This is a genomic window from Pseudomonas nitroreducens (assembly GCF_010994165.1).
GTDB classification, from domain to species: Bacteria; Pseudomonadota; Gammaproteobacteria; order Pseudomonadales; family Pseudomonadaceae; genus Pseudomonas; species Pseudomonas nitroreducens.
In genome coordinates this window covers 564,377-582,807 of record NZ_WMBX01000002.1, presented here as the reverse complement: position 1 = coordinate 582,807, position 18,431 = coordinate 564,377, and the positions used below count along the sequence as shown (strand labels likewise).

General features: G+C 66.3%; 17 protein-coding genes. 11 read left to right on the top strand and 6 right to left on the bottom strand.

The features are described 5' to 3' along the window. Positions 1-20 precede the first annotated feature (20 nt). From GJV37_RS10600 to GJV37_RS10585, 4 genes are all read right to left on the bottom strand, one after another. Positions 21-869, bottom strand: a complete 849-nt coding sequence (locus GJV37_RS10600; protein ID WP_024762748.1) for a TauD/TfdA dioxygenase family protein — start codon at positions 867-869, stop codon at positions 21-23. 10 nt (positions 870-879) lie between these two features. After that, entirely contained in the window at positions 880-1,860 is a 981-nt protein-coding gene (locus tag GJV37_RS10595) for a quinone oxidoreductase family protein (RefSeq protein WP_024762747.1), read from the bottom strand. Positions 1,861-2,054: 194 nt separating this feature from the next. Beyond that, positions 2,055-3,014, bottom strand: coding sequence for an HlyD family secretion protein (locus GJV37_RS10590; protein ID WP_024762746.1), 960 nt, complete (start codon positions 3,012-3,014; stop codon positions 2,055-2,057). A gap of 3 nt (positions 3,015-3,017) precedes the next feature. After that, a complete protein-coding gene (locus GJV37_RS10585; protein ID WP_240967259.1) occupies positions 3,018-3,410 on the bottom strand; it encodes a DUF3302 domain-containing protein in 393 nt (130 codons plus the stop codon). A gap of 221 nt (positions 3,411-3,631) precedes the next feature. Between GJV37_RS10585 and GJV37_RS10580 the strand changes: the two genes are divergently transcribed. Then, positions 3,632-3,820: a hypothetical protein gene (locus tag GJV37_RS10580; RefSeq protein WP_065083885.1), complete on the top strand. Its 189-nt coding sequence runs from the start codon at positions 3,632-3,634 to the stop codon at positions 3,818-3,820. A 237-nt stretch (positions 3,821-4,057) separates the two neighbouring features. Here the strand turns inward: GJV37_RS10580 and GJV37_RS10575 are convergent, their stop codons facing one another. Further along, positions 4,058-4,288, bottom strand: a complete 231-nt coding sequence (locus GJV37_RS10575; protein ID WP_024762743.1) for a hypothetical protein — start codon at positions 4,286-4,288, stop codon at positions 4,058-4,060. Positions 4,289-4,543: 255 nt separating this feature from the next. Here GJV37_RS10575 and GJV37_RS10570 point away from each other — a divergent pair, with 255 nt between their 5' ends. The 5 genes from GJV37_RS10570 (at position 4,544) to GJV37_RS10550 (ending at position 11,220) form a co-directional block, all read left to right on the top strand. After that, entirely contained in the window at positions 4,544-5,545 is a 1,002-nt protein-coding gene (locus GJV37_RS10570; RefSeq protein ID WP_024762742.1) for an HlyD family secretion protein, read from the top strand. After that, the gene (locus tag GJV37_RS10565; protein WP_170858618.1) at positions 5,545-7,344 is read left to right on the top strand and encodes an ATP-binding cassette domain-containing protein; all 1,800 of its coding nucleotides are present in this window, start codon (positions 5,545-5,547) and stop codon (positions 7,342-7,344) included. Before GJV37_RS10570 ends, GJV37_RS10565 begins: the two co-directional genes overlap by 1 nt. Beyond that, positions 7,341-8,471 (top strand): ABC transporter permease, encoded by a 1,131-nt coding sequence (locus tag GJV37_RS10560; protein ID WP_170858617.1) that lies wholly within the window; start codon positions 7,341-7,343, stop codon positions 8,469-8,471. Before GJV37_RS10565 ends, GJV37_RS10560 begins: the two co-directional genes overlap by 4 nt. A gap of 147 nt (positions 8,472-8,618) precedes the next feature. Beyond that, positions 8,619-9,722 carry an ABC transporter permease gene (locus GJV37_RS10555; RefSeq protein WP_065083883.1) on the top strand — a complete coding sequence of 368 codons (1,104 nt, stop codon included), beginning with the start codon at positions 8,619-8,621 and terminating at the stop codon, positions 9,720-9,722. 10 nt (positions 9,723-9,732) lie between these two features. Continuing rightward, complete coding sequence (locus GJV37_RS10550; protein WP_193452430.1) at positions 9,733-11,220, top strand: efflux transporter outer membrane subunit; 1,488 nt, start codon at positions 9,733-9,735, stop codon at positions 11,218-11,220. A 2-nt stretch (positions 11,221-11,222) separates the two neighbouring features. Here GJV37_RS10550 and GJV37_RS10545 read toward each other — a convergent pair whose 3' ends face one another. Beyond that, positions 11,223-11,843 (bottom strand): eCIS core domain-containing protein, encoded by a 621-nt coding sequence (locus GJV37_RS10545; protein WP_024762737.1) that lies wholly within the window; start codon positions 11,841-11,843, stop codon positions 11,223-11,225. 271 nt (positions 11,844-12,114) lie between these two features. On the opposite strand from GJV37_RS10545, the gene GJV37_RS10540 reads away from it, so the two are divergent. The 5 genes from GJV37_RS10540 to GJV37_RS10520 all read left to right on the top strand — a co-directional run bounded on the left by GJV37_RS10540 (position 12,115) and on the right by GJV37_RS10520 (position 18,149). Further along, positions 12,115-12,519, top strand: a complete 405-nt coding sequence (locus GJV37_RS10540) for a YybH family protein (protein ID WP_193452429.1) — start codon at positions 12,115-12,117, stop codon at positions 12,517-12,519. Then, entirely contained in the window at positions 12,516-13,001 is a 486-nt protein-coding gene (locus GJV37_RS10535; protein ID WP_065083881.1) for a P-loop nucleotide/nucleoside kinase family protein, read from the top strand. The genes GJV37_RS10540 and GJV37_RS10535 overlap by 4 nt, the downstream gene beginning before the upstream one ends. A gap of 57 nt (positions 13,002-13,058) precedes the next feature. Next, positions 13,059-13,997, top strand: coding sequence for a class I SAM-dependent methyltransferase (locus tag GJV37_RS10530; RefSeq protein WP_065083880.1), 939 nt, complete (start codon positions 13,059-13,061; stop codon positions 13,995-13,997). Between the two features lie 190 nt (positions 13,998-14,187). Next, entirely contained in the window at positions 14,188-15,837 is a 1,650-nt protein-coding gene (locus GJV37_RS10525; protein WP_170858615.1) for a VRR-NUC domain-containing protein, read from the top strand. After that, on the top strand, positions 15,834-18,149 hold the full coding sequence (locus GJV37_RS10520; protein ID WP_170858614.1) for an ATP-dependent DNA helicase: 2,316 nt from the start codon (positions 15,834-15,836) through the stop codon (positions 18,147-18,149). Before GJV37_RS10525 ends, GJV37_RS10520 begins: the two co-directional genes overlap by 4 nt. Positions 18,150-18,431 lie beyond the last annotated feature (282 nt).

Sequence of the window (18,431 nt, the reverse complement as noted above, 5' to 3'; positions counted from 1 at the left end):
ATTGTTGTTGTCGAGAGGGCTCAGAACGGCTTGTCGCCGATGATTCCGGCGCGCTCCATGCGGCGCACGCAGGGCGGGTAGTCCATCACTGCGTAGTGCTGGGTACAGCGGTTGTCCCAGATCGCCACGTCGTTCTTCTTCCAGCGCCAGCGCACCTGGAATTCGGGGATGTACACCTGGCTCACCAGGTAGCGCAGCAGGTCCGACGCGCCGGGGTTGGCGTCCTGGCCGAAGCGCACGTTCTGCGGGGTGTGGTAGTTGCTGAAGTGAGTGGTGAAGGCATTGACGAACAGCACCTTCTCGCCGGTCTCGGGATGGGTGCGCACCACCGGGTGCTCCGCGTCGGGGTACATGGCCTTGAGTGCCAGGCGCTTCTCGATGGGCATCGCCGCACCGAAGCTGGCTTCGATGCTGTGGCGGGCGCGCAGCTTGGCGATGCGCTCCTTGATCTCAGCCGGGAGCATGTCGTAGGCCAAGGCCATGTTCGCCCACATGGTGTCGCCCCCGACCGGCGGGCACTCCACGCAGCGCAGGACGCAGCCCAGGGGCGGCGCCTCGCGCCAGGTGGCGTCTGTGTGCCAGGCGTTCTCGTAGCGGTCGTTGGGCAGGTCCGGGGTCTTGTAGATGCGCACCAGGCCCGGATGCTCCGGGTCGCTGCCGGCCACCGGGTGGTCTTCCAGCTCGCCGAAGCGACGGGCGAAGGCGACGTGCTCGGCGCGGCTGATGTCCTGGTCACGCAGGAACAGCACCTTGTGCTTGAGCAGCAGCTCGCGCAGCTCGGCGAACAGCCCTTCGTCGCGCGACGCATCGCCCAGGTTCACTCCTGAAATCTCGGCGCCGATGCTGCAGGTCAGACGTTCTACGTGCATGGCGACGCCCTCAGATGACGAAGATCGACGAGCCGGTGGTCTTGCGCGACTCGAGGTCGCGGTGGGCTTGCACGGCATCTTCCAGTGCGTAGTGCTGGTTGATCTCGATGCGGATGTCACCGTTGCCCACGTGGGTGAACAGCTCGTCCAGCAGCGCCGCCTTTTCCGCCGGGTCGGCGATGTAGTCGGCCAGGGCCGGACGGGTGAGGAAGATCGAGCCCTTCATCGCCAGCAGCACCGGATCGAACGGCGGGATCGGGCCGGACGCGGTACCGACGCAGACCATCAGCCCGCGGCGCTTGAGCGACTCCAGGGAGGTCATGAAGGTGTCCTTGCCGACGCTGTCGAACACCACGTCCACGCCACGTCCGTCGGTGAGTTCGCGCACGCGCTCGGCGACGCTTTCATGGCTGTAGTTGATGACCTGCTCGCAGCCGTGGGCGAAGGCCACTTCGGCCTTGGCATCGCTGGAAACGGTACCGATCACCCGCAGACCGAGCAGCTTCGCCCACTGCGCGACGATCAGCCCGACACCGCCGGCGGCGGCGTGCAGCAGGATGCTCTGGCCCGGCTTGAAGTCGTGAATGCGGCGCAGCAGGTAGGCCGAGGTCAGGCCGCGCATGGTCATGGCGGCGGCGGTCTCGAAAGCGATGTTCTCCGGCAGGCGGATCAGCGGCGCCGCCGGAACCAGGCGCTCGGTGCTGTAGGCGCCGAGGGTATTGATGAAGCCGGTGTAGGTCACGCGGTCACCGGGCACGACGTTGGTCACGCCCTCGCCCACCGCGACCACCACGCCGGCGGCTTCCACGCCCATGCCGCTGGGCAGCGGAACGGCGTAGGTGCCATTGCGGAAGTAGGTGTCGGCGTAGTTCAGGCCCACCGCCACATGGCGGATGCGCACGTGCCCCGGGCCGGGCTCGCCGACCTCCACGTCCTCGTAACGCAGGACTTCGGGTCCCCCTGTTTCATAGAAACGAACGGCTTTGGCCATGGCCGGAATCTCCAGTTGTCTTGTTGTCGTGGGCGCTTTCGATTGGAGCGGGCAAGCGCCTTTGAGCGGACAATAGGCAGGGGGCCGGCGGGCAGCTTCACATCGTGCGACAGGGGCTTTTCATTTCGTGACAGGCGCGCGGCGCCGGTGGAAGGAAGGCGGCTGCGGCCGGGCGGCCGCAGCGCGGGTTCGGATCAGTGGAACGGGAAGATGTAGTTCATCCAGGCCGCCATGCGTAGGAGGATCTTGCGCATGATCGCCACGTGGTGGAAATGTTGGCTGTACAGCGCTGCCTGGCCGTAGGAGCCACCGGGCATCAAGCTGGCGTACTGGGCATAGTCGGGGTCGGTGATCTCGATGAACACCGGCACACGGCCGGCCGGCGGTGAGCCGGTGTAGCTGAGCAAGGTCCCGGAAGGCTGGACCTGGCCCTCGCCGATCACCCCGATGACCTGCTTGACCTTGCCACTGAAGACCTTGCCTGGAATGCCGTCGAAGGCAATCTCCGCCTCATCCCCGGAAGTCAGGCGCAGCTGGCTGTTCTGGCGCATCCAGGCGACGAAATACTGGCCTTCGTCCGGGACGAAGACCATCGAGGGGCGTAGCGGCAGGCGTGTCGCCATCATTCCCGGGCGCAGTGAGACGTGAGTGACGAACCCCCGTGAAGGCGCCCGCACCACTGTGTTGTCGAGGTTGAACTGGGCCAGCGCCAATTGCGCGTTCAGGTCGTCGACGCGGGCAGTGGTGAGGTCGACATCACGCTTGTTGCCAACATTGCGCAGGGCCAGCTCGCGGGCGCGGGCCTGGTCGGCGCGCGCCGATACCAGTTGCGCCTTGATCGAATCCAGCTTGAGCTGGAAAGGCCTGGGGTCGATGCGGAACAGCACGGCGCCCTTCTCGAGCATCTCGTTGCCCTTCACCGGTACCTCGATCACCTGGCCGGTCACCACAGGGATGACCGGCGTGGTCACGAAATAGGTGCGAGCCACCTCGGAATACGGGTGGTTGTAGTTCATGGTGAAGATCAGCGCGCCGATCAGCACTACGCCGCCAAGCACGGCGGTAGGCACTGTCCACTTGTTCAGCGGGATGCGGAAGATCTTGAAGATGGCGATGCAGATCGCGGTGTAAGTCAGGATCAGCAACAGGTCCATGGCTCAGCCCTCCGCGCCGGGTCGTGACGGCGTGGCTGCTGGCGGAACTGGCGGCGGTTCGGCAATGACAGCGGGAGCGCGCCCTTCGAGTACCTCGAGCCGCTGGCGCAACTCGGCCAGTTGCCCTTCGAGATATTCCGCCTCGGCCTGTGGCGTCCTGCCGTGGTGGAAGCCCCAGCCACGGTCCTTGCGGTATAACATGGCCCAGATCCACAGGAACGGCCAGAGGGCGTGCAGGGTAAACAGGCTGACCCAGCCCGCCGCATGTATCGCGTCCTGATGCGGATGGTCGCGGTGAACGGCAATCTCGTAGGGAATGTCGTGCAGTACGATGATCCCGTAGAACAACACCACGGCGGCGAAGATCAGTATTCCCAGGGCAACGTAATCGAGCATCCCACACTCCTTGATCCCGGGCCCAATGCCTGGGAATTCCGGATGAGTATGGCTTAGCCCCGGCGATCTGCACGATAGTGCTCAGGCCCGTGTGGCGGAGTTTAGAGCAATCGCCAGGCCGCCCTGGGCACTGGGTTGCAACAGCTCCCATTCGTCAGGCCAGCCATCCAGCTGCCGGGATTTCGCGTTCACTTATCAAGGGGATCGCCGGGAGAAACGACATGCGAAAGTCCACCCTCCTGCTGCTGATCGGTGCGCTGGCCGTGCTGCTCGGCGGCTCGTCCTGCGGCGGTCACAACGACCGCCATGACGCCCCACCCAGACCGCCCATGGACGATGGGGAGATGGGCTACCAGCGGATTCCGCAGCAGCAGATCCAGCCCCAGGGGCAGTCGATTGCGCAACGCTGAAGCAGTCCGAACGCCGGCGTTGGCGCAAGCCAGGGTCCGCTCCTGCGAGAAGCCTCTGCGCCTGGCCCGGCTATCACCCCAGCCCTCGCCCTCATGGCGAGTGGGCCGCTCGGTGCAGGATGAAACCTTTGCCTCAGTCTGCTCGGACTGCCCCACTCACTGATTAGCGGGGCGCGCAGCCAGGGCCAGGGTAAGGGCATGCACGGGCAGCAATTTCCCAGAAGAAGACGGTGGCACCTACGCGGGCGTGGGCGTCATCAGGATCACCCGCGCCACCACCAACGCCAGCAACCCGACCACGGCGAAAGCGATGATGGTCGCCACGCCGCCGTCCTGCTGCAGAAAATCGGTCAACGCCGCAAGGGCTGCGGCCAGGAACAGCAACACCAGGCCAAACCACTGCATCCGCAGGGCGCGCAGGCGCCACGACCCAGGATGCTGGCTCAGGACGGTCTTCTGGTTGCCCATGGCGGCATCTCCATGAGGGGTGTCACACCACGCTAACAGGCAATCCGCCCCATGACGCGGGAACTGACGAAACGTACAAGGGAAGCCCGTACGGCGGCGCCATCGAATTGAAACCTTCATCCCCTGTCGCTGCCGAATGCTCATCGAAACGGCCGGGCCAGCAGGCCAGAGCGTTTCGCCATTGATACAGGTCCCCATGCTTGGCGTGGAACTGTCTATCCTTCATCGGGCTGTTACGAAACAGGGAAGGCCTGAATGCCTAAGAAGCTGGTGCTGGTGGCGCTGGTTGCGCTGCTGCTGGGGGGCGGAGTGTGGTGGTACCTGCACTCGCGCGCGAGTGACGACAAACGCCTGGTGCTCTACGGCAACGTGGACATCCGCCAGGTGTCGCTGGCCTTCACCGGCAGCGAGCGCATCGCGAAGATGAATGTCGAGGAAGGCGACCCGGTGAAAGCCGGCGACGTGCTGGCCAGCCTCGATACCCGCACCCTGCGCCTGCAGATCGACAAGGCCCAGGCGCAGATCGCCGCCCAGGAACAGAACCTGCTGCGTCTGAAGAATGGCTCGCGCCCCGAGGACATCGACCGCGCCAAGGCCCAGGACAAGGCCGCCCGCGCCCAGCTCGACCTCGCCAACACACAGTTGCGCCGCCTGCAGAATATCCGCGCCAGCAGCCCGGGCGGCCGTGCCGTGAGCCAGCAGGACATCGACAGCGCCACCTCGCAGCAGAAGGTCGCCCAGGCCGAGCTGGAAGACCGCCAGAAGTCCCTGCGCCTGGCGCAGATCGGTCCGCGCGCGGAAGACATCGCCCAGGCCGAAGCCCAGCTCGCCGCCGCCCGCGCCGATGTGGCGCTGCTGCAGCACAACCTCGACGAGGCCGACCTCAAGGCGCCGCAGAACGCCACCGTACGTTCGCGCCTGCTGGAGCCCGGCGACCTGGCCTCGCCGCAACGCCCGGTGTACTCCCTGGCGCTGACCGATCCGAAATGGATCCGGGCCTATGTCAGCGAAACCAACCTGGGCCGCATCAAGCCGGGGCTCAAGGCACAGGTGTTCACCGACAGCCATCCGGACCAGGCCATCGACGGCCACGTCGGCTTCATCTCCTCGGTGGCCGAGTTCACTCCAAAATCCGTGCAGACCGAAGAACTACGCACCAGCCTTGTCTACGAAGTCCGTGTACTGGTGGCCGATCCGGACAATCGCCTGCGCCTGGGTATGCCGGCCACGGTGCGCTTCGCCGACGAGCAACGCTGATGACCACGACTCCGGCAGGCCGCGAAGAAGGCCCGGTCATCCGCGCCGAGGGCCTGGCCAAGCACTTCCTGGTGAAGGAGTCGGGCAAGGCCGTGCAGGCACTCAAGGACATCAGCCTGGACATCCCGCGCGGCCAGCTCACCGCGCTGGTCGGCCCGGACGGCGCCGGCAAGACCACCTTCCTGCGTCTGGTTGCGGGGCTGCTGCAAGCCGATTCCGGCACCCTGACCGTGCTGGACCTGGACGTCCACGCCCACCCGCAGCAGGTTCAGGACCGCATCAGCTACATGCCGCAGCGCTTCGGCCTCTATGAAGACCTGAGCGTGCAGGAGAACCTCGACCTCTACGCCGACCTCCACGGCGTGCCGCACAAGGCGCGCCAGGAACGCTACCAGCGCCTGCTGGAGATGACCGACCTGGCCCGCTTCACCGACCGCCCGGCGGGCAAGCTCTCCGGCGGCATGAAACAGAAGCTCGGGCTGGCCTGCACCCTGGTGCGCTCACCGGACCTGCTGCTGCTCGACGAGCCTACCGTTGGCGTCGACCCGCTGTCGCGCCGTGAGCTGTGGGAAATCATCCAGCAACTGATCGAACAGGAACAACTCAGCGTGCTGGTCTCCACCTCCTACATGGACGAGGCCGAGCGCTGCGCCGAAGTCTTCCTGCTGCACCAGGGCCAACTGATGGCCAAGGGCGACCCGGCATCGATCCGCGAGCACGCCGACAACCTCTGCTTCATCGCCACCCCGCCCCCGGACGAACCTGCGCGCACCTTGCAGGCGCGGCTGCTGGACGACCACCAGAACATCGTCGATGCCGTGCCGCAATCGGGCGAAGTGCGCTTCATCCGCCAGCCCGACGCGGATCAGGGCAAGCTCGACCAGCTACTCGATGGAGCCCCGGTACACCAGGTGGACGCGCGCCTGGAAGACGGTTTCATGTTCCTGCTGCGCGCCCGCAGCGATGCCGAGCAAGTCGACATGGAATCGCTCAAGGCCGGCACCCGTCGCCACGGAGAGGGCCACGCCGACAGCGACGAAACGGTGATCGAAGTGAAGGATCTGGTGCGCAAGTTCGGCGACTTCACCGCCGTGGCCAGCACCAGCTTCAGCGTGCACCGCGGGGAAATCTTCGGCCTGCTCGGGCCCAACGGCGCCGGCAAGACCACCACCTTCCGCATGCTCTGCGGGCTGCTGCCGGCCACCAGCGGCACGCTGCAGGTGGCCGGGGTCAACCTGCGCCACGCGCGGGCCCAGGCGCGGCGCAAGGTCGGCTACGTGTCGCAGAAGTTTTCCCTGTACGGCAACCTTTCGGTGGCGGAGAACCTGCGCTTCTTCGGCGGCGCCTATGGCCTGGGCGGCAGGCAGCTGAAGCAGCGGATGGCCGAGGTTTCCCGCCAATTCGACCTCGCCGGGCAGGAGGATTCGCCCAGCGGCCAGCTGCCCGGCGGCTTCAAGCAGCGCCTGGCGATGGCGGTGGGCCTGCTTCACGAGCCGGAAATCCTCTTCCTCGACGAACCCACCAGCGGCGCCGACCCCCTCGCCCGCCGCGGCTTCTGGCAGCGCATCACGGCGCTGGCGGCGTCCGGCACCACCATCATCATCACCACGCACTTCATGGAAGAGGCCGAGTACTGCGACCGCATCGTCATCCAGGACGCCGGCAAGCTGCTGGCCATGGGTACGCCGCGGGAAGTGCGCGAACAGGCCGGCGGCAAGGGCAGCACGCTGAACATGGAGCAGGCCTTTATCGAAATTGTGGAGACCAACCGCCAGCACGCCAAGGCAGGCACGGCATGAGCGCCGGCGGCTTCTGGCGGCGCCTGGCCTCGCTGACCCGCAAGGAAGTGCGGCAACTGGTGCGCGACCGCAGCAACCTGCTGATCGGCATCGGCCTGCCCATCGCGCTGATCCTGATCTTCGGCTATGGCCTGTCGCTGGACGTGAAACGCGCCATCGTCGCCATCGTCCTCGACGATCCCTCCCCCGTGGCCCGCGATGTGGCCGCCGGGATCAGCCGCACCGAATACCTGGAGCCGCACCTGGTGCGTTCGTTCGCCGAAGGCGAGAAGCTGATGCGAGCCCGCGAGGTCGACTCGGTGGTGCAGTTCCCTTCCGATTTCACCCGCAATCTCAACGATGGCCATGCGCAGATCCAGGTCCTGGTTCAGGGTTCGGACGCCACCCGCGCCGCCAGTGTCTCCACCTACGTCAGCAGCGCACTGGCGGGCTACGCCGAGAAGCAGGCCGACCGTGGCGCCGGCTCAGCGAGCCAGGCTGGCGCGGTCACCATCGTCCAGCGCATGTGGTTCAACGCCGCCAACACCAGCACCTGGTACCTGGTGCCGGGGCTGATCGTGCTGATCATGACCCTGGTCGGCGCCTTCCTCACCGCCCTGGTGATGGCCCGCGAATGGGAACGCGGCACGCTGGAAGCACTGTTCGTCACGCCGGTGCGCCCGGTGGAAATCCTCCTGGCGAAGATCATCCCCTGCTTCGGCATCGGCATGATCGGCCTGGCGCTGTGCCTGCTCGCCGCACGCTTCCTGTTCGACGTGCCGATCTACGGCTCCTTCATCGTGCTGGTGATCTCCTCCATGCTCTACATGCTGGTGGCGCTGGGCATCGGCCTGCTGATCTCGGCGGTGACCAAGAACCAGTTCCTCGCCAGCCAGATCGCCCTGCTCGCCAGCTTCCTGCCGGCGATGATGCTCTCGGGCTTCATCTTCGACCTGCGCAACGTGCCGACCGCCATCCGCGTGATCGGCAACCTGTTGCCGGCAACCTACTTCATGGAGCTGGTGAAATCCCTGTTCCTGGCCGGCGACTTCTGGCCGATGATCTTCAAGAACTGCGCCATCCTCGCCGCCTACGCCGTCGCGCTGCTGGGCCTGGCGCGGCTGGTGACGCGCAAGCGGCTGGACTAGAACGTGTTCAAGGTCTCGCCGAGCGCAGCCCAGACAAGGCGGAAACGGGCGAGAAAGCGCAGTTTACGTGCTGTAAATGAGCATTTTGAGCCTGTTTCCAACGCAGTATGGGCAAGCGCAGGCAGACATTGAGCAGGTTCTGACGACATGGAATTTCTCTGGCGCATCCTCAACCTCTGGCGCAAGGAACTGCTGGTGATCCTCAAGGACCCGGCCAACCGCATCGTGCTGGTGGCGCCGGTGCTGATGCAGAGCGTGCTGTTCGGCTACGCCGTGACCTTCGACCTCAACGACGCCCCCTACGCCATCCTCGACCTCAGCCACAGCGAATCCTCCACCCGCCTCGCCTCGCGCCTGGACGGCAGCGGCATCTTCCACCGGGTGGCGACCCTGACCCGCGTCGAGGAAATCCAGACGGTGATCGACGAGCAGAAGGCGCTGCTGGTGATCCACATCCCGTCGGACTTCCAGACCCGCCTGACCCAGGGCGACCCGGCGCCGATACAGGTCATCCTCGACGGCCGCAACTCCAACACCGCCGGCTCCGCCGCTGCCGGGCTCGCCGTGGTGGTGGACCAGTTCAACCGCGAACAGGGCCTGGCCTCGGCGCCCATCAGCGTGGTCAGCCGCTCCTGGTACAACCCCAACCTGGAAACCCGCTGGCCGCTGATCCCCGCGCTGATCGCCACCCTGAGCATGATGCAGACGCTGATGCTCACCGCACTCTCGGTCGCCCGCGAACGCGAACAGGGCACCTTCGACCAGTTGCTGGTGACACCCTACACGCCGCTGGAAATCATGTTCGGCAAGGCCATCCCGCCGCTACTCATCGGCCTGGTGCAGGCCACGCTGGTGCTGCTGATGGCGCTGTTCTGGTTCCGAATACCCATGGCCGGCTCGCTGATCAACCTCTATGGCGGGCTGACGGTCTTCACCATCGCCTGCGTCGGGCTGGGCATGTCGATCAGCGCCGTGTCGCTGAACATGCAGCAGGCGATGCTCTACACCTTCGTGCTGATCATGCCGCTGACGCTGCTGTCCGGCCTCGCCACGCCGGTGCGCAACATGCCCGAGTTCCTGCAGATCGTGACCTACGCCAACCCGCTGCGCTTCGGCATCGACCTGATCCAGCGGGTGTACCTCGAAGGCGCGACCCTGGCCGACGTGGGGCTCAACCTGATCCCCATGCTGGTGGTCGCTGCGGTCACCTTGCCACTCGCCTCGTGGCTGTTCCGCCACCGGCTTGCGTGAGAGAAAGAAGATGAAGCGCAACCTCACTCCCGTTGCAATTGTCGTTATCACCCTTGGTGGATGCGCCGTCGGCCCCGACTACGAAGCGCCGAAAACCCAGGCACCGGCGAGCTGGCAGGCCGCCCACGCCGGCGCCGGACAACTGCACCCGGTGGAGGGCAGTACCCGGCTCAGCGAGGACTGGTGGACCCTGTTCAGCGACCCGGTGCTGAACAACCTGCAACGCCGCGCCGACAAGGCCAGCCCGGACCTCAAGACTGCCGTGCTGCGCTTCGCCCAGAGCCGACTGCAGCGGCAGATGGTGGCGGCCCAGCGCGGCGTCGACGTCAACGCTTCGGCCGCTGTGAATCGCCAGCGCCTGAGCGAGAACGGCTCCAACGCGCTGATGATCCAGCGCATCGCACCGACCGGTGACAGCGGCCAGATCGCCAAGGTCCTGGCCGAACCCTTCACGCTCTACCAGGCCGGCTTCGACGCTTCGTGGGAGCCCGACCTGTGGGGTCGCATCCGTCGCTCCATCGAGGCCGCCGATGCCAGTGTCGATGCGCAGCAGGCGATGTTGGAGGAAACCCGCCTGGGCATTTCGGCGGAACTGGCCCGCAGCTACTTCGAGCTGCGCGGCGTGCAGCAACAGATCGCCGTGGCGCAGCAGGACATCGCCGCCACCGAGGAATCCATGCAGCTGATCCAGGTGCGGGCTGATGGCGGGCTGGTGGATGATTTCGACGTCGAACGCCAGCGCGGGCAGCTCGCCGAGCTGCGTTCCAGCCTGCCGCCACTGCAGGCCAGCGAGAGCGCGGCGATCAACCAGATCGGCGTACTGGTCGGCGCCCAGCCGGGCAGCCTGCGCGAGGACCTGAAACCCGTCGCGCAGACTGCGCCGCAGGCACCGGACCTGAGCCTCGGCCTGCCCTCGGAAGTGGCGCGCCGGCGCCCGGATATCCGCGCCGCTGAAGCCCAACTGCACGCCGCCACCGCCAACATCGGCGTGGCCGTGGCCGACCTCTATCCGACCATCCGCCTGGGCGCACATTTCGGCTACGAGTCGGTGGAAGACAGCAAATTCGGCGATTGGGGAAGCCGGACCTGGACGGTCGGCCCGAGCCTCTCTCTGCCGATCTTCGACAACGGCCGGCGTCGCTCGCAGATCAATCTGCGCAAGCTGGAACAGCAGGAAGCCGCCGTGTCCTACCAGCAGACCGTGCTCAAGGCCTGGCAGGAAGTCGACGACGCGCTGAGCCACTACGGCGCCGAACGCCAGCGCAACCAGCGCTTGCAGGAAAAACTGCGCAGCAGCGATATCGCCTATGGCATGGCCAAGGCGCGCTATGCCGGCGGCATGACCGACTTCCTGGTGGAACTGGACGCCCAGCGCGCCTACCTGCAATCACGCCGCGACGTGGTGGACAGCGATACCCAGCTGCGCCTGACGCTGATTGCCCTGTGCAAGGCACTGGGCGGCGGCACGCCGACGCCCGAGGCCAGCGCCAGCCGCTGAGGTCAGTTCTTCTGTGCGGTGACCTTGCCGTCGCGCAGGTCCTTGGCGACCCGCCGCTGCATCTCGTAGGCCGGAGCCTCCACGGCGTCGAAATCGTCCGTGTAACGCGTGGCGAAGCCCTGCACACCCCATTCCTGATACTGCTTCACGTGCCACAGCTCGTGGGCCCAGAGAGCGACGTCCTTCTGCGCGTCCTCTTCGCTGCGGAAGACGATCACGTCCACCAGGGTGACAGCCTCGGTGTCGGGGTTCTGCATGATCGCCTGGCCGGCGTTCAGGTCGTCCAGTGCGCCAATGGAATAACGCGCTGCCATCAGCACGTCATCGGCGAAGTAGGGCTGCAACTGAGCACGGATTTCCAGCGGCATCGGTTCGGTGCCGCCCTGCACAGCCTGATCGCGGGACTGCTGGAGCCACACGCCCAGCGCCTGGGCCGCCACCTTGCGGGTGTCGGTGAGTACTGGGCCGAGCACGGCGCCGAGGTCTGGCAGGCACATACAGGTATCCAGGCAGACCTGGCGCTGCCCTGACGGGCAAGTCACCGCCAGGGCATCGACGGAAACGGCCAATCCGGCAAGCAGCGCCAGGGCGCGCAGGATGCGGGTTGGGCAGAGGGATGACATGAATGGCTCCGCTACAACGTGGAGGAAGGCATGGCCTTTTGGACCACAGGCCGGCGCGATCATGCCATGCCGCCGGCAAAAAAAGAGGGCTGGCGCGACCGGTGAGACTTCTGCTAGCTTCTGCCCCATGAATGCCGCCAACCGTACCTTCCAGCAGATTATTACCACCATCGCTCCGATGGTGGGTTAGCGCATTCCGCGAACAACCAAACCCGCCTCCCGGCGGGTTTTTTAATGCCCGCCGTCCGAGGCTTCGATCATGGAGACACCGATGGACCAGGCATTCCCCCCACCACAGCACCCGCTGCAAGCGCTCATCCAGGCCGCCGACGAAGCCATCGGCCGCGAGGACTTCGACGCGCTGATCGACTTCTACATCGACGACGCCCTGCTGGTGGTCAAGCCCGGCCTGTTCGCACGCGGCAAGGGGCAGATCCGCCAGGCCTTCGTCGCCATCGCCGAGCACTTCGGGCACAACCTGCGGGTGCGCCAGGGGCGCCTGGAAATCCTCGAGACCGGCGACACCGCCCTGGTCGTGGCGCAGACCCTGCTCGACACCAGCCACGGCAAACTGACCCGCCGCGCCACCTACGTCTTTCGCCGCGAGGCCGACGGCGCCTGGCGCTGCGCCGTGGACAACTCCTACGGCACCGACCTGCTGGAGGCCACGACATGAATACCGGCACATTGCACCTGCTGTGCGGCAAGGCGGCGTCGGGCAAGTCCTGCCTGGCGCGGGAGCTGGCCCAGGCGCCGGGCACCGTGATGCTGGCCGAGGAACAGTGGCTGGCCGAACTGTTCCCCTGGGGCATCAGCAGCCCCGACGACTACCAGCTCTACGCCCGCCGTGTACGCAAGGTGATGGGGCCGCACGTGGTCGGCCTGCTGCGCGCCGGCACCAGCGTAGTGCTGGATATTCCCGCCAATACCCTGGCCGACCGCCGCTGGCTGATCGACCTCGCGCAACAGGCCGGCGCGGCGCATTGCCTGCACTTCCTCGACATCGACCCGGCCACCTGCCGCAGCCGCCTGCTGGCGCGCCATGCCATCGCCCCGCTGGCGGCCCCGCTGGACCCGGCCGGCTACGAGGCGCTCAACCGCTACTTCGTCGCCCCGCGCCCGGAGGAAAAACTGCGGGTGCAGCGCCATGGCGGCTGAGCGCGTAGAATCGCCGCCCCGATCCGCCGAATCAGCCTGTGTAGAAAGACCCGAAGCATGAACACCGACGCCATCGCTACCCTGCGCGAGCAACTGCTTGCGGCCCTGAACCCCGCCCCCGCGGAGACCCGCCGCCTGTTCCACGGCCGCGGTCGGCGCTGGCCGGGGCTGGAGCAGTTGACCGCCGACTGGCTGGAAGGCGTGCTGCTGGTTTCGCTGTTCCGCGAACCTGCCGAAGGCGAGCTGGCGGCACTCAGGACGATGCTGGTCGAACTGGCGCAAAGCGAAACCTGGCGCGCCACCGGCGCCCGCAGCCTGATGCTGCAGCACCGCTACACCCTGGAAAGCACCATGGAAGTGCTTCATGGCGAAGCCTTCGACGGCTGGCAGATCAGCGAACACGGCCTGCGCTACCAGCTGGACCTGGGCCGCAAGCAGAACAACGGCCTGTTCCTCGACATGCGCTACGGTCGCCAGTGGGTACAGGCCAACGCCAGCGGCCTGCGCGTACTCAACCTGTTCGCCTACACCTGCGGCTTCTCCGTGGCGGCCATCGCCGGCGGCGCGCAGAAGGTGGTCAACCTCGACATGGCCCGCGCCGCGCTCAGCCGTGGCCGCGACAACCACCGTCTGAACGGCCACGATCTGTCCAGGGTGAGCTTCCTCGACCACGACCTGTTCAAGTCCTGGGGCAAGGTGAAGAAGTCCGGCCCCTACGACCTGATCATCATCGACCCGCCGAGCTTCCAGAAAGGCAGCTTCGTCCTCGACAAGGACTACGCCCGCGTCCTGCGCCGCCTGCCGGAACTGCTGGACGGCAGCGGTACCGTACTGGCCTGCGTGAACGACCCGGCCGTTGGCGTCGACTTCCTGCTCCAGGGCATGGCCACCGAGGCGCCGCAACTGCGTTTCATCGAGCGCCTGGAGAACCCGCCGGAATTCGCCGACATCGAGGAAGACAGCGGATTGAAGGCACTGGTATTTCGTCTCGATTGATCCGTAGGGCGCATAACGCCAACGGCGTTATCCGCCGTTTCATCGCTCCGGGGCACCTGAACGGCGGATAACCGTGAACGGTTATTCGCCCTACGCATGTCATACCTCCCGATGAAAGGCCGCACTACCCCTTGCGGCCAAGCCTTCACCACGCCATCCTTGGCACTGTATGTAAAACCAGTGCCCGCCGATGTCTGCGCCGCTCGACCCCAGCCTCTATTACCTGACCAACTTCCACCGCGCCCTCGACTGGATCGACGCGCGCTACGCCGACCTGCTCGACGCCGAGGAAGCCCGGTTCATCGCGGACTTCCGCGCGCTGCCGCTGCCCTCGCGGGCGCTGCTGGTACGCCTGGTCATGCGCAAGGGGCCGCACTTTCGCGCCAGCAAACTGAGCTATGCCGAGATCGGCGATATCCCCGAGGCCGCCGCGCCGCTGCTGGAGCTGGGCTGGCTGAGCGATGACTACCCGCTGGCACTGGACGAACTGCTGCCGTTGCTGCTCAAGGATGAACTGCTCGCGCGCTTCCGCGACGACCTGCCGCGCGGCTCGCTGAAGAAGGCCGAGTTGTACGAGCACCTGCACGCCTATCACGAGCAGGTGCAGCCATTCGACAGCTGGTACCCGGACCTCGACCGCCTCTATACCCTCATGGCGACGCCGCTGTGCGACCGTCTGCGCCTGCTGTTCTTCGGCAACCTGCAGCAGGACTGGTCCGAATTCGTCCTCGCCGACCTCGGCATCTTCCGCTACGAAACCGTCCCCTTCACCCCCGATTCCCGCGCCTTCCGCCGCCGCGATGAACTGGAGGCCTACATCCACCTGTGGAATGGCGCCGTCCGCTTCGACGCCGGCGAATCCATCGCCGAGCTGCTGGTCGAACTGGGCGAGTTCCGCAGCGACAACGCCTACCTGCAAGCCCGCCACGCCCGCCTGTTGTACCGCATGGCCTATCAGCTGGAACGTGAAGGCGAGCTGGACGCCGCCCTGGCGCTCTATCAGCGGACCACTGCCGGGGGCTCGCGACAGCGGCAGATCCGCGTGCTGGAACGCCTGCAGCGCTTCGAGGATGCGCATGCCCTGGCCCAAGCCGCACTGACCGCGCCGGAAAGCGACGGCGAGCTGCAGCTTGTGGAGCGCGCGCTGACGCGACTGGTCCGCCAACTCGGGCTGCCGAAGGAAAAAGCGGCCAAGCCCGTACCGCCGTTGCGTATCGACCTGGAACTGCCGCGCCCCGACGTCAACGTCGAGTTCGCCGTGCAATCCGTGCTCCACGAGGAAGAGGCGCCAGTGCACTACGTGGAAAACGCGCTAGTCTGCAGCCTGTTCGGCCTGCTCTGTTGGGACGTGATCTTCGCCCCGCTGCCCGGCGCCTTCTTCCACCCCTTCCAGGCCGGGCCGAGCGATCTGTATCGCGGCGATTTCGTCAGCCGCCGCGCCGAAGCCTTCGCCGCCCGCCTGGCGCTGCTGGACAGCGACGCCTATCTGGCGGCGATCCGTGAGACTTACGCCGCCAAGCACGGCATCCTCTCGCCCTTCGTGCACTGGGAACTGCTCGACGAGAGTCTGCTGACACAGGCCCTGCACTGCCTGCCGGCGGCGCACCTGAAGCTGTGGTTCGCGCGCCTGCTGGCCGACCCGAAGGCCAACCGTGCCGGCATGCCCGACCTGATCCAGTTCTGGCCCAGTGAGGCGCGCTACCGGATGATCGAAGTGAAAGGCCCCGGCGACCGCCTGCAGGATAATCAAAAGCGCTGGTTGGCCTTCTGCGCCGAGCACGGCATGCCGGTGGAAGTCTGCTATGTGCGCTGGCAGGGTGAGGCGGACGAAAGCCAATGAGCTACGCCGTCGCCGTGCGCGCGCTGTGCGAATTCACCGCCAAGGAAGGTGACCTCGACCTGCGTTTCACCCCCGCGCCCACCGCTCAGGAAGGCATGGCCGGGCACGCCACGGTGGTCTCGCGCCGGGGCCTTGGCTATATCGCCGAGCTGCCGCTGCGCGGGGAGTATCCGGGGCTGGTGGTCAGCGGCCGCGCCGACGGCTATGACCCCGACGCCAACCTGCTGGAAGAGATCAAGACCCACCGCGGCGACGTCGCGCGCATCCCGCAGAACCACCGGCTGCTGCACTGGGCGCAGGTGAAGGTGTACGGCTGGCTGCTGTGCCAGACGCTGGAGATCGACGCCATCGACCTGGCCGTCGTCTACTTCAACGTCATTACCCAGAAGGAAACGGTCTTCCGCGAGCGCTTCGCCGCCGATGACCTGCGCACCTTCTTCGAGCTGCAATGCAGCCGCTTCGTGCAATGGGCCGAGCAGGAAAGCGCCCACCGCATCGAACGTGACCAGGGCCTGGAAGCGCTGCGCTTCCCCTACGCGGACTTCCGCCAGGGCCAGCGCATGCTCGCCGAATCGGTCTACCGCGCCGCCCGCGACGGCCAGACGCTGATGGCCCAGGCCACCACGGGCATCGGCAAGACCCTCGGCACGCTGTTCCCGCAGCTCAAGGCGTTCCCCGGCCAGAAGCTCGACCGGCTGTTCTTCCTCACCGCCAAGACTCCCGGCCGGCGCCTGGCCCTCGACGCCCTGGCGACCCTGCGCCAGCAGGACGCCGCGCAGCCGCTGCGGGTGCTGGAGCACGTCGCCCGCGACAAGGCCTGCGAGCACCCGGACAAATCCTGCCATGGCGACTCCTGCCCCTTGGCCAAGGGTTTCTACGACCGTCTGCCCGCCGCCCGCGAGGCCGCGCTCAAGCAGCGCTGGCTGACCCAGGAAGCACTACGCGACGTGGCGCTGCAGCACCATGTCTGCCCCTACTACCTGAGCCAGGAACTGTGCCGCTGGGCCGACGTGGTGGTGGGCGACTACAACTACTATTTCGACATGAGCGCCCTGCTCTACGGCCTTACCGTGCTCAACGAGTGGAAGGTCACCCTGCTGGTGGACGAGGCGCACAACCTCATCGAGCGCGGCCGCGGCATGTACAGCGCCGAGCTGGACCAGTCCGAGTTCAACGCCCTGCGCAAGGTCGCCCCGGCCGGGCTGAAAGGCGTGCTGGAGCGCGTCGGCCGCCACTGGAACCAGATGCACCGCGACCAGGAGGTCGACTACCAGATCTACCCGACGGTGCCGGACCTGTTCATCGCCGCGCTGCAGAAAGCCGTCAGCGCCATCACCGACCACCTCACCGACCAGCCCACCGGCAACGAGGCCGAACTGCTGCGCTTCTACCTCGACGCCATGCTGTTCTGCCGGCTGGCCGAAGCCTACGGACCGCACTCGCTGTTCGACATCACCCGCCACGACGGCAGCGGCCAGCGCACGCTCTCCACCCTGTGCCTGCGCAACGTGGTGCCGGCGCCCTTCCTCGAACCGCGCTTCGAGGCGGCCCACAGCACCACGCTGTTCTCCGCCACGCTGAACCCGGCCAATTACTACGCCGACCTGCTCGGCCTGCCGGAAGACACCACCTGGCGCGAAGTGGAATCGCCCTTCCGCGCCGAGCAACTGGAAGTCCATGCGCTGAGCAACCTGTCCACCCGCTACCAGCACCGCGAGGCCAGCCTGTCGCCGATCAGCACGTTGATGGCCCGGCAGTTCCGCACGCGCCCCGGCAACTACCTGGCCTTCTTCAGCAGCTACGCCTACCTGCAGCAGGCGCTGGAACGCTTCGCCGCCGAGCACCCGGACATTCCGCGCTGGGTACAGTCGCGCAGCATGAACGAGCTCGAGCGCCAGGCTTTCCTCGACCGCTTCACCCCGCACTCGCAGGGCATCGGCTTCGCCGTGCTCGGCGGCGCCTTCGGCGAGGGCATCGACCTGCCGGGCGAGCGCCTGATCGGCGCCTTCATCGCCACGCTGGGCCTGCCGCAGGTGAACGAGGTCAACGAGGAAATCAAGCAACGCATGCAGGCGATGTTCGGCGACGGCTACGACTACACCTACCTGTTCCCCGGCCTGCAGAAGGTCGTCCAGGCGGCCGGGCGGGTGATCCGCACGCCCACGGATTCGGGGGTGATCTACCTGCTCGATGACCGTTTCAACCAGCCGGCGGTGCGGCGCCTGCTGCCGGGGTGGTGGAAGCCGGAGCGGCTGAGGTTCGTTGCCGATCCGCCGCGCTCGAAAACGCCGCAAGGTTTTTTGCTGCTTTGACCCTGCACTGTTCTCCCTAGACGGTCCTTATCCGCGAAGGCCGTCGCGGCGGATATGGCAGCCACAGAGATCCTCTTCAGTACATCGCCTGTCGACCATCCGCGGAGAAGCTCCGCTCCAACGCGAGCAGAAACGCTGGAGCCGGCCCTTCGAAGAGATCCGGCGCGTCCGAACAACCATCGGACCAACCGCCATTGACGGCATCTCCCCACTCGATAAACTGTATATCCATACAGTTATTTTCGAGCCATCCCATGCACTATCCATCCCATCTTCTTCCCT

Excerpts from the sequence above, each read along its gene's own strand:
- GJV37_RS10600 (WP_024762748.1), bottom strand. The coding sequence starts at position 869 with ATGCACGTAGAACGTCTGACCTGCAGCATCGGCGCCGAGATTTCAGGA.
- GJV37_RS10595 (WP_024762747.1), bottom strand. The coding sequence starts at position 1,860 with ATGGCCAAAGCCGTTCGTTTCTATGAAACAGGGGGACCCGAAGTCCTG.
- GJV37_RS10590 (WP_024762746.1), bottom strand. The coding sequence starts at position 3,014 with ATGGACCTGTTGCTGATCCTGACTTACACCGCGATCTGCATCGCCATC.
- GJV37_RS10585 (WP_240967259.1), bottom strand. The coding sequence starts at position 3,410 with ATGCTCGATTACGTTGCCCTGGGAATACTGATCTTCGCCGCCGTGGTG.
- GJV37_RS10580 (WP_065083885.1), top strand. The coding sequence starts at position 3,632 with ATGCGAAAGTCCACCCTCCTGCTGCTGATCGGTGCGCTGGCCGTGCTG.
- GJV37_RS10575 (WP_024762743.1), bottom strand. The coding sequence starts at position 4,288 with ATGGGCAACCAGAAGACCGTCCTGAGCCAGCATCCTGGGTCGTGGCGC.
- GJV37_RS10570 (WP_024762742.1), top strand. The coding sequence starts at position 4,544 with ATGCCTAAGAAGCTGGTGCTGGTGGCGCTGGTTGCGCTGCTGCTGGGG.
- GJV37_RS10565 (WP_170858618.1), top strand. The coding sequence starts at position 5,545 with ATGACCACGACTCCGGCAGGCCGCGAAGAAGGCCCGGTCATCCGCGCC.
- GJV37_RS10560 (WP_170858617.1), top strand. The coding sequence starts at position 7,341 with ATGAGCGCCGGCGGCTTCTGGCGGCGCCTGGCCTCGCTGACCCGCAAG.
- GJV37_RS10555 (WP_065083883.1), top strand. The coding sequence starts at position 8,619 with ATGGAATTTCTCTGGCGCATCCTCAACCTCTGGCGCAAGGAACTGCTG.
- GJV37_RS10550 (WP_193452430.1), top strand. The coding sequence starts at position 9,733 with ATGAAGCGCAACCTCACTCCCGTTGCAATTGTCGTTATCACCCTTGGT.
- GJV37_RS10545 (WP_024762737.1), bottom strand. The coding sequence starts at position 11,843 with ATGTCATCCCTCTGCCCAACCCGCATCCTGCGCGCCCTGGCGCTGCTT.
- GJV37_RS10540 (WP_193452429.1), top strand. The coding sequence starts at position 12,115 with ATGGACCAGGCATTCCCCCCACCACAGCACCCGCTGCAAGCGCTCATC.
- GJV37_RS10535 (WP_065083881.1), top strand. The coding sequence starts at position 12,516 with ATGAATACCGGCACATTGCACCTGCTGTGCGGCAAGGCGGCGTCGGGC.
- GJV37_RS10530 (WP_065083880.1), top strand. The coding sequence starts at position 13,059 with ATGAACACCGACGCCATCGCTACCCTGCGCGAGCAACTGCTTGCGGCC.
- GJV37_RS10525 (WP_170858615.1), top strand. The coding sequence starts at position 14,188 with ATGTCTGCGCCGCTCGACCCCAGCCTCTATTACCTGACCAACTTCCAC.
- GJV37_RS10520 (WP_170858614.1), top strand. The coding sequence starts at position 15,834 with ATGAGCTACGCCGTCGCCGTGCGCGCGCTGTGCGAATTCACCGCCAAG.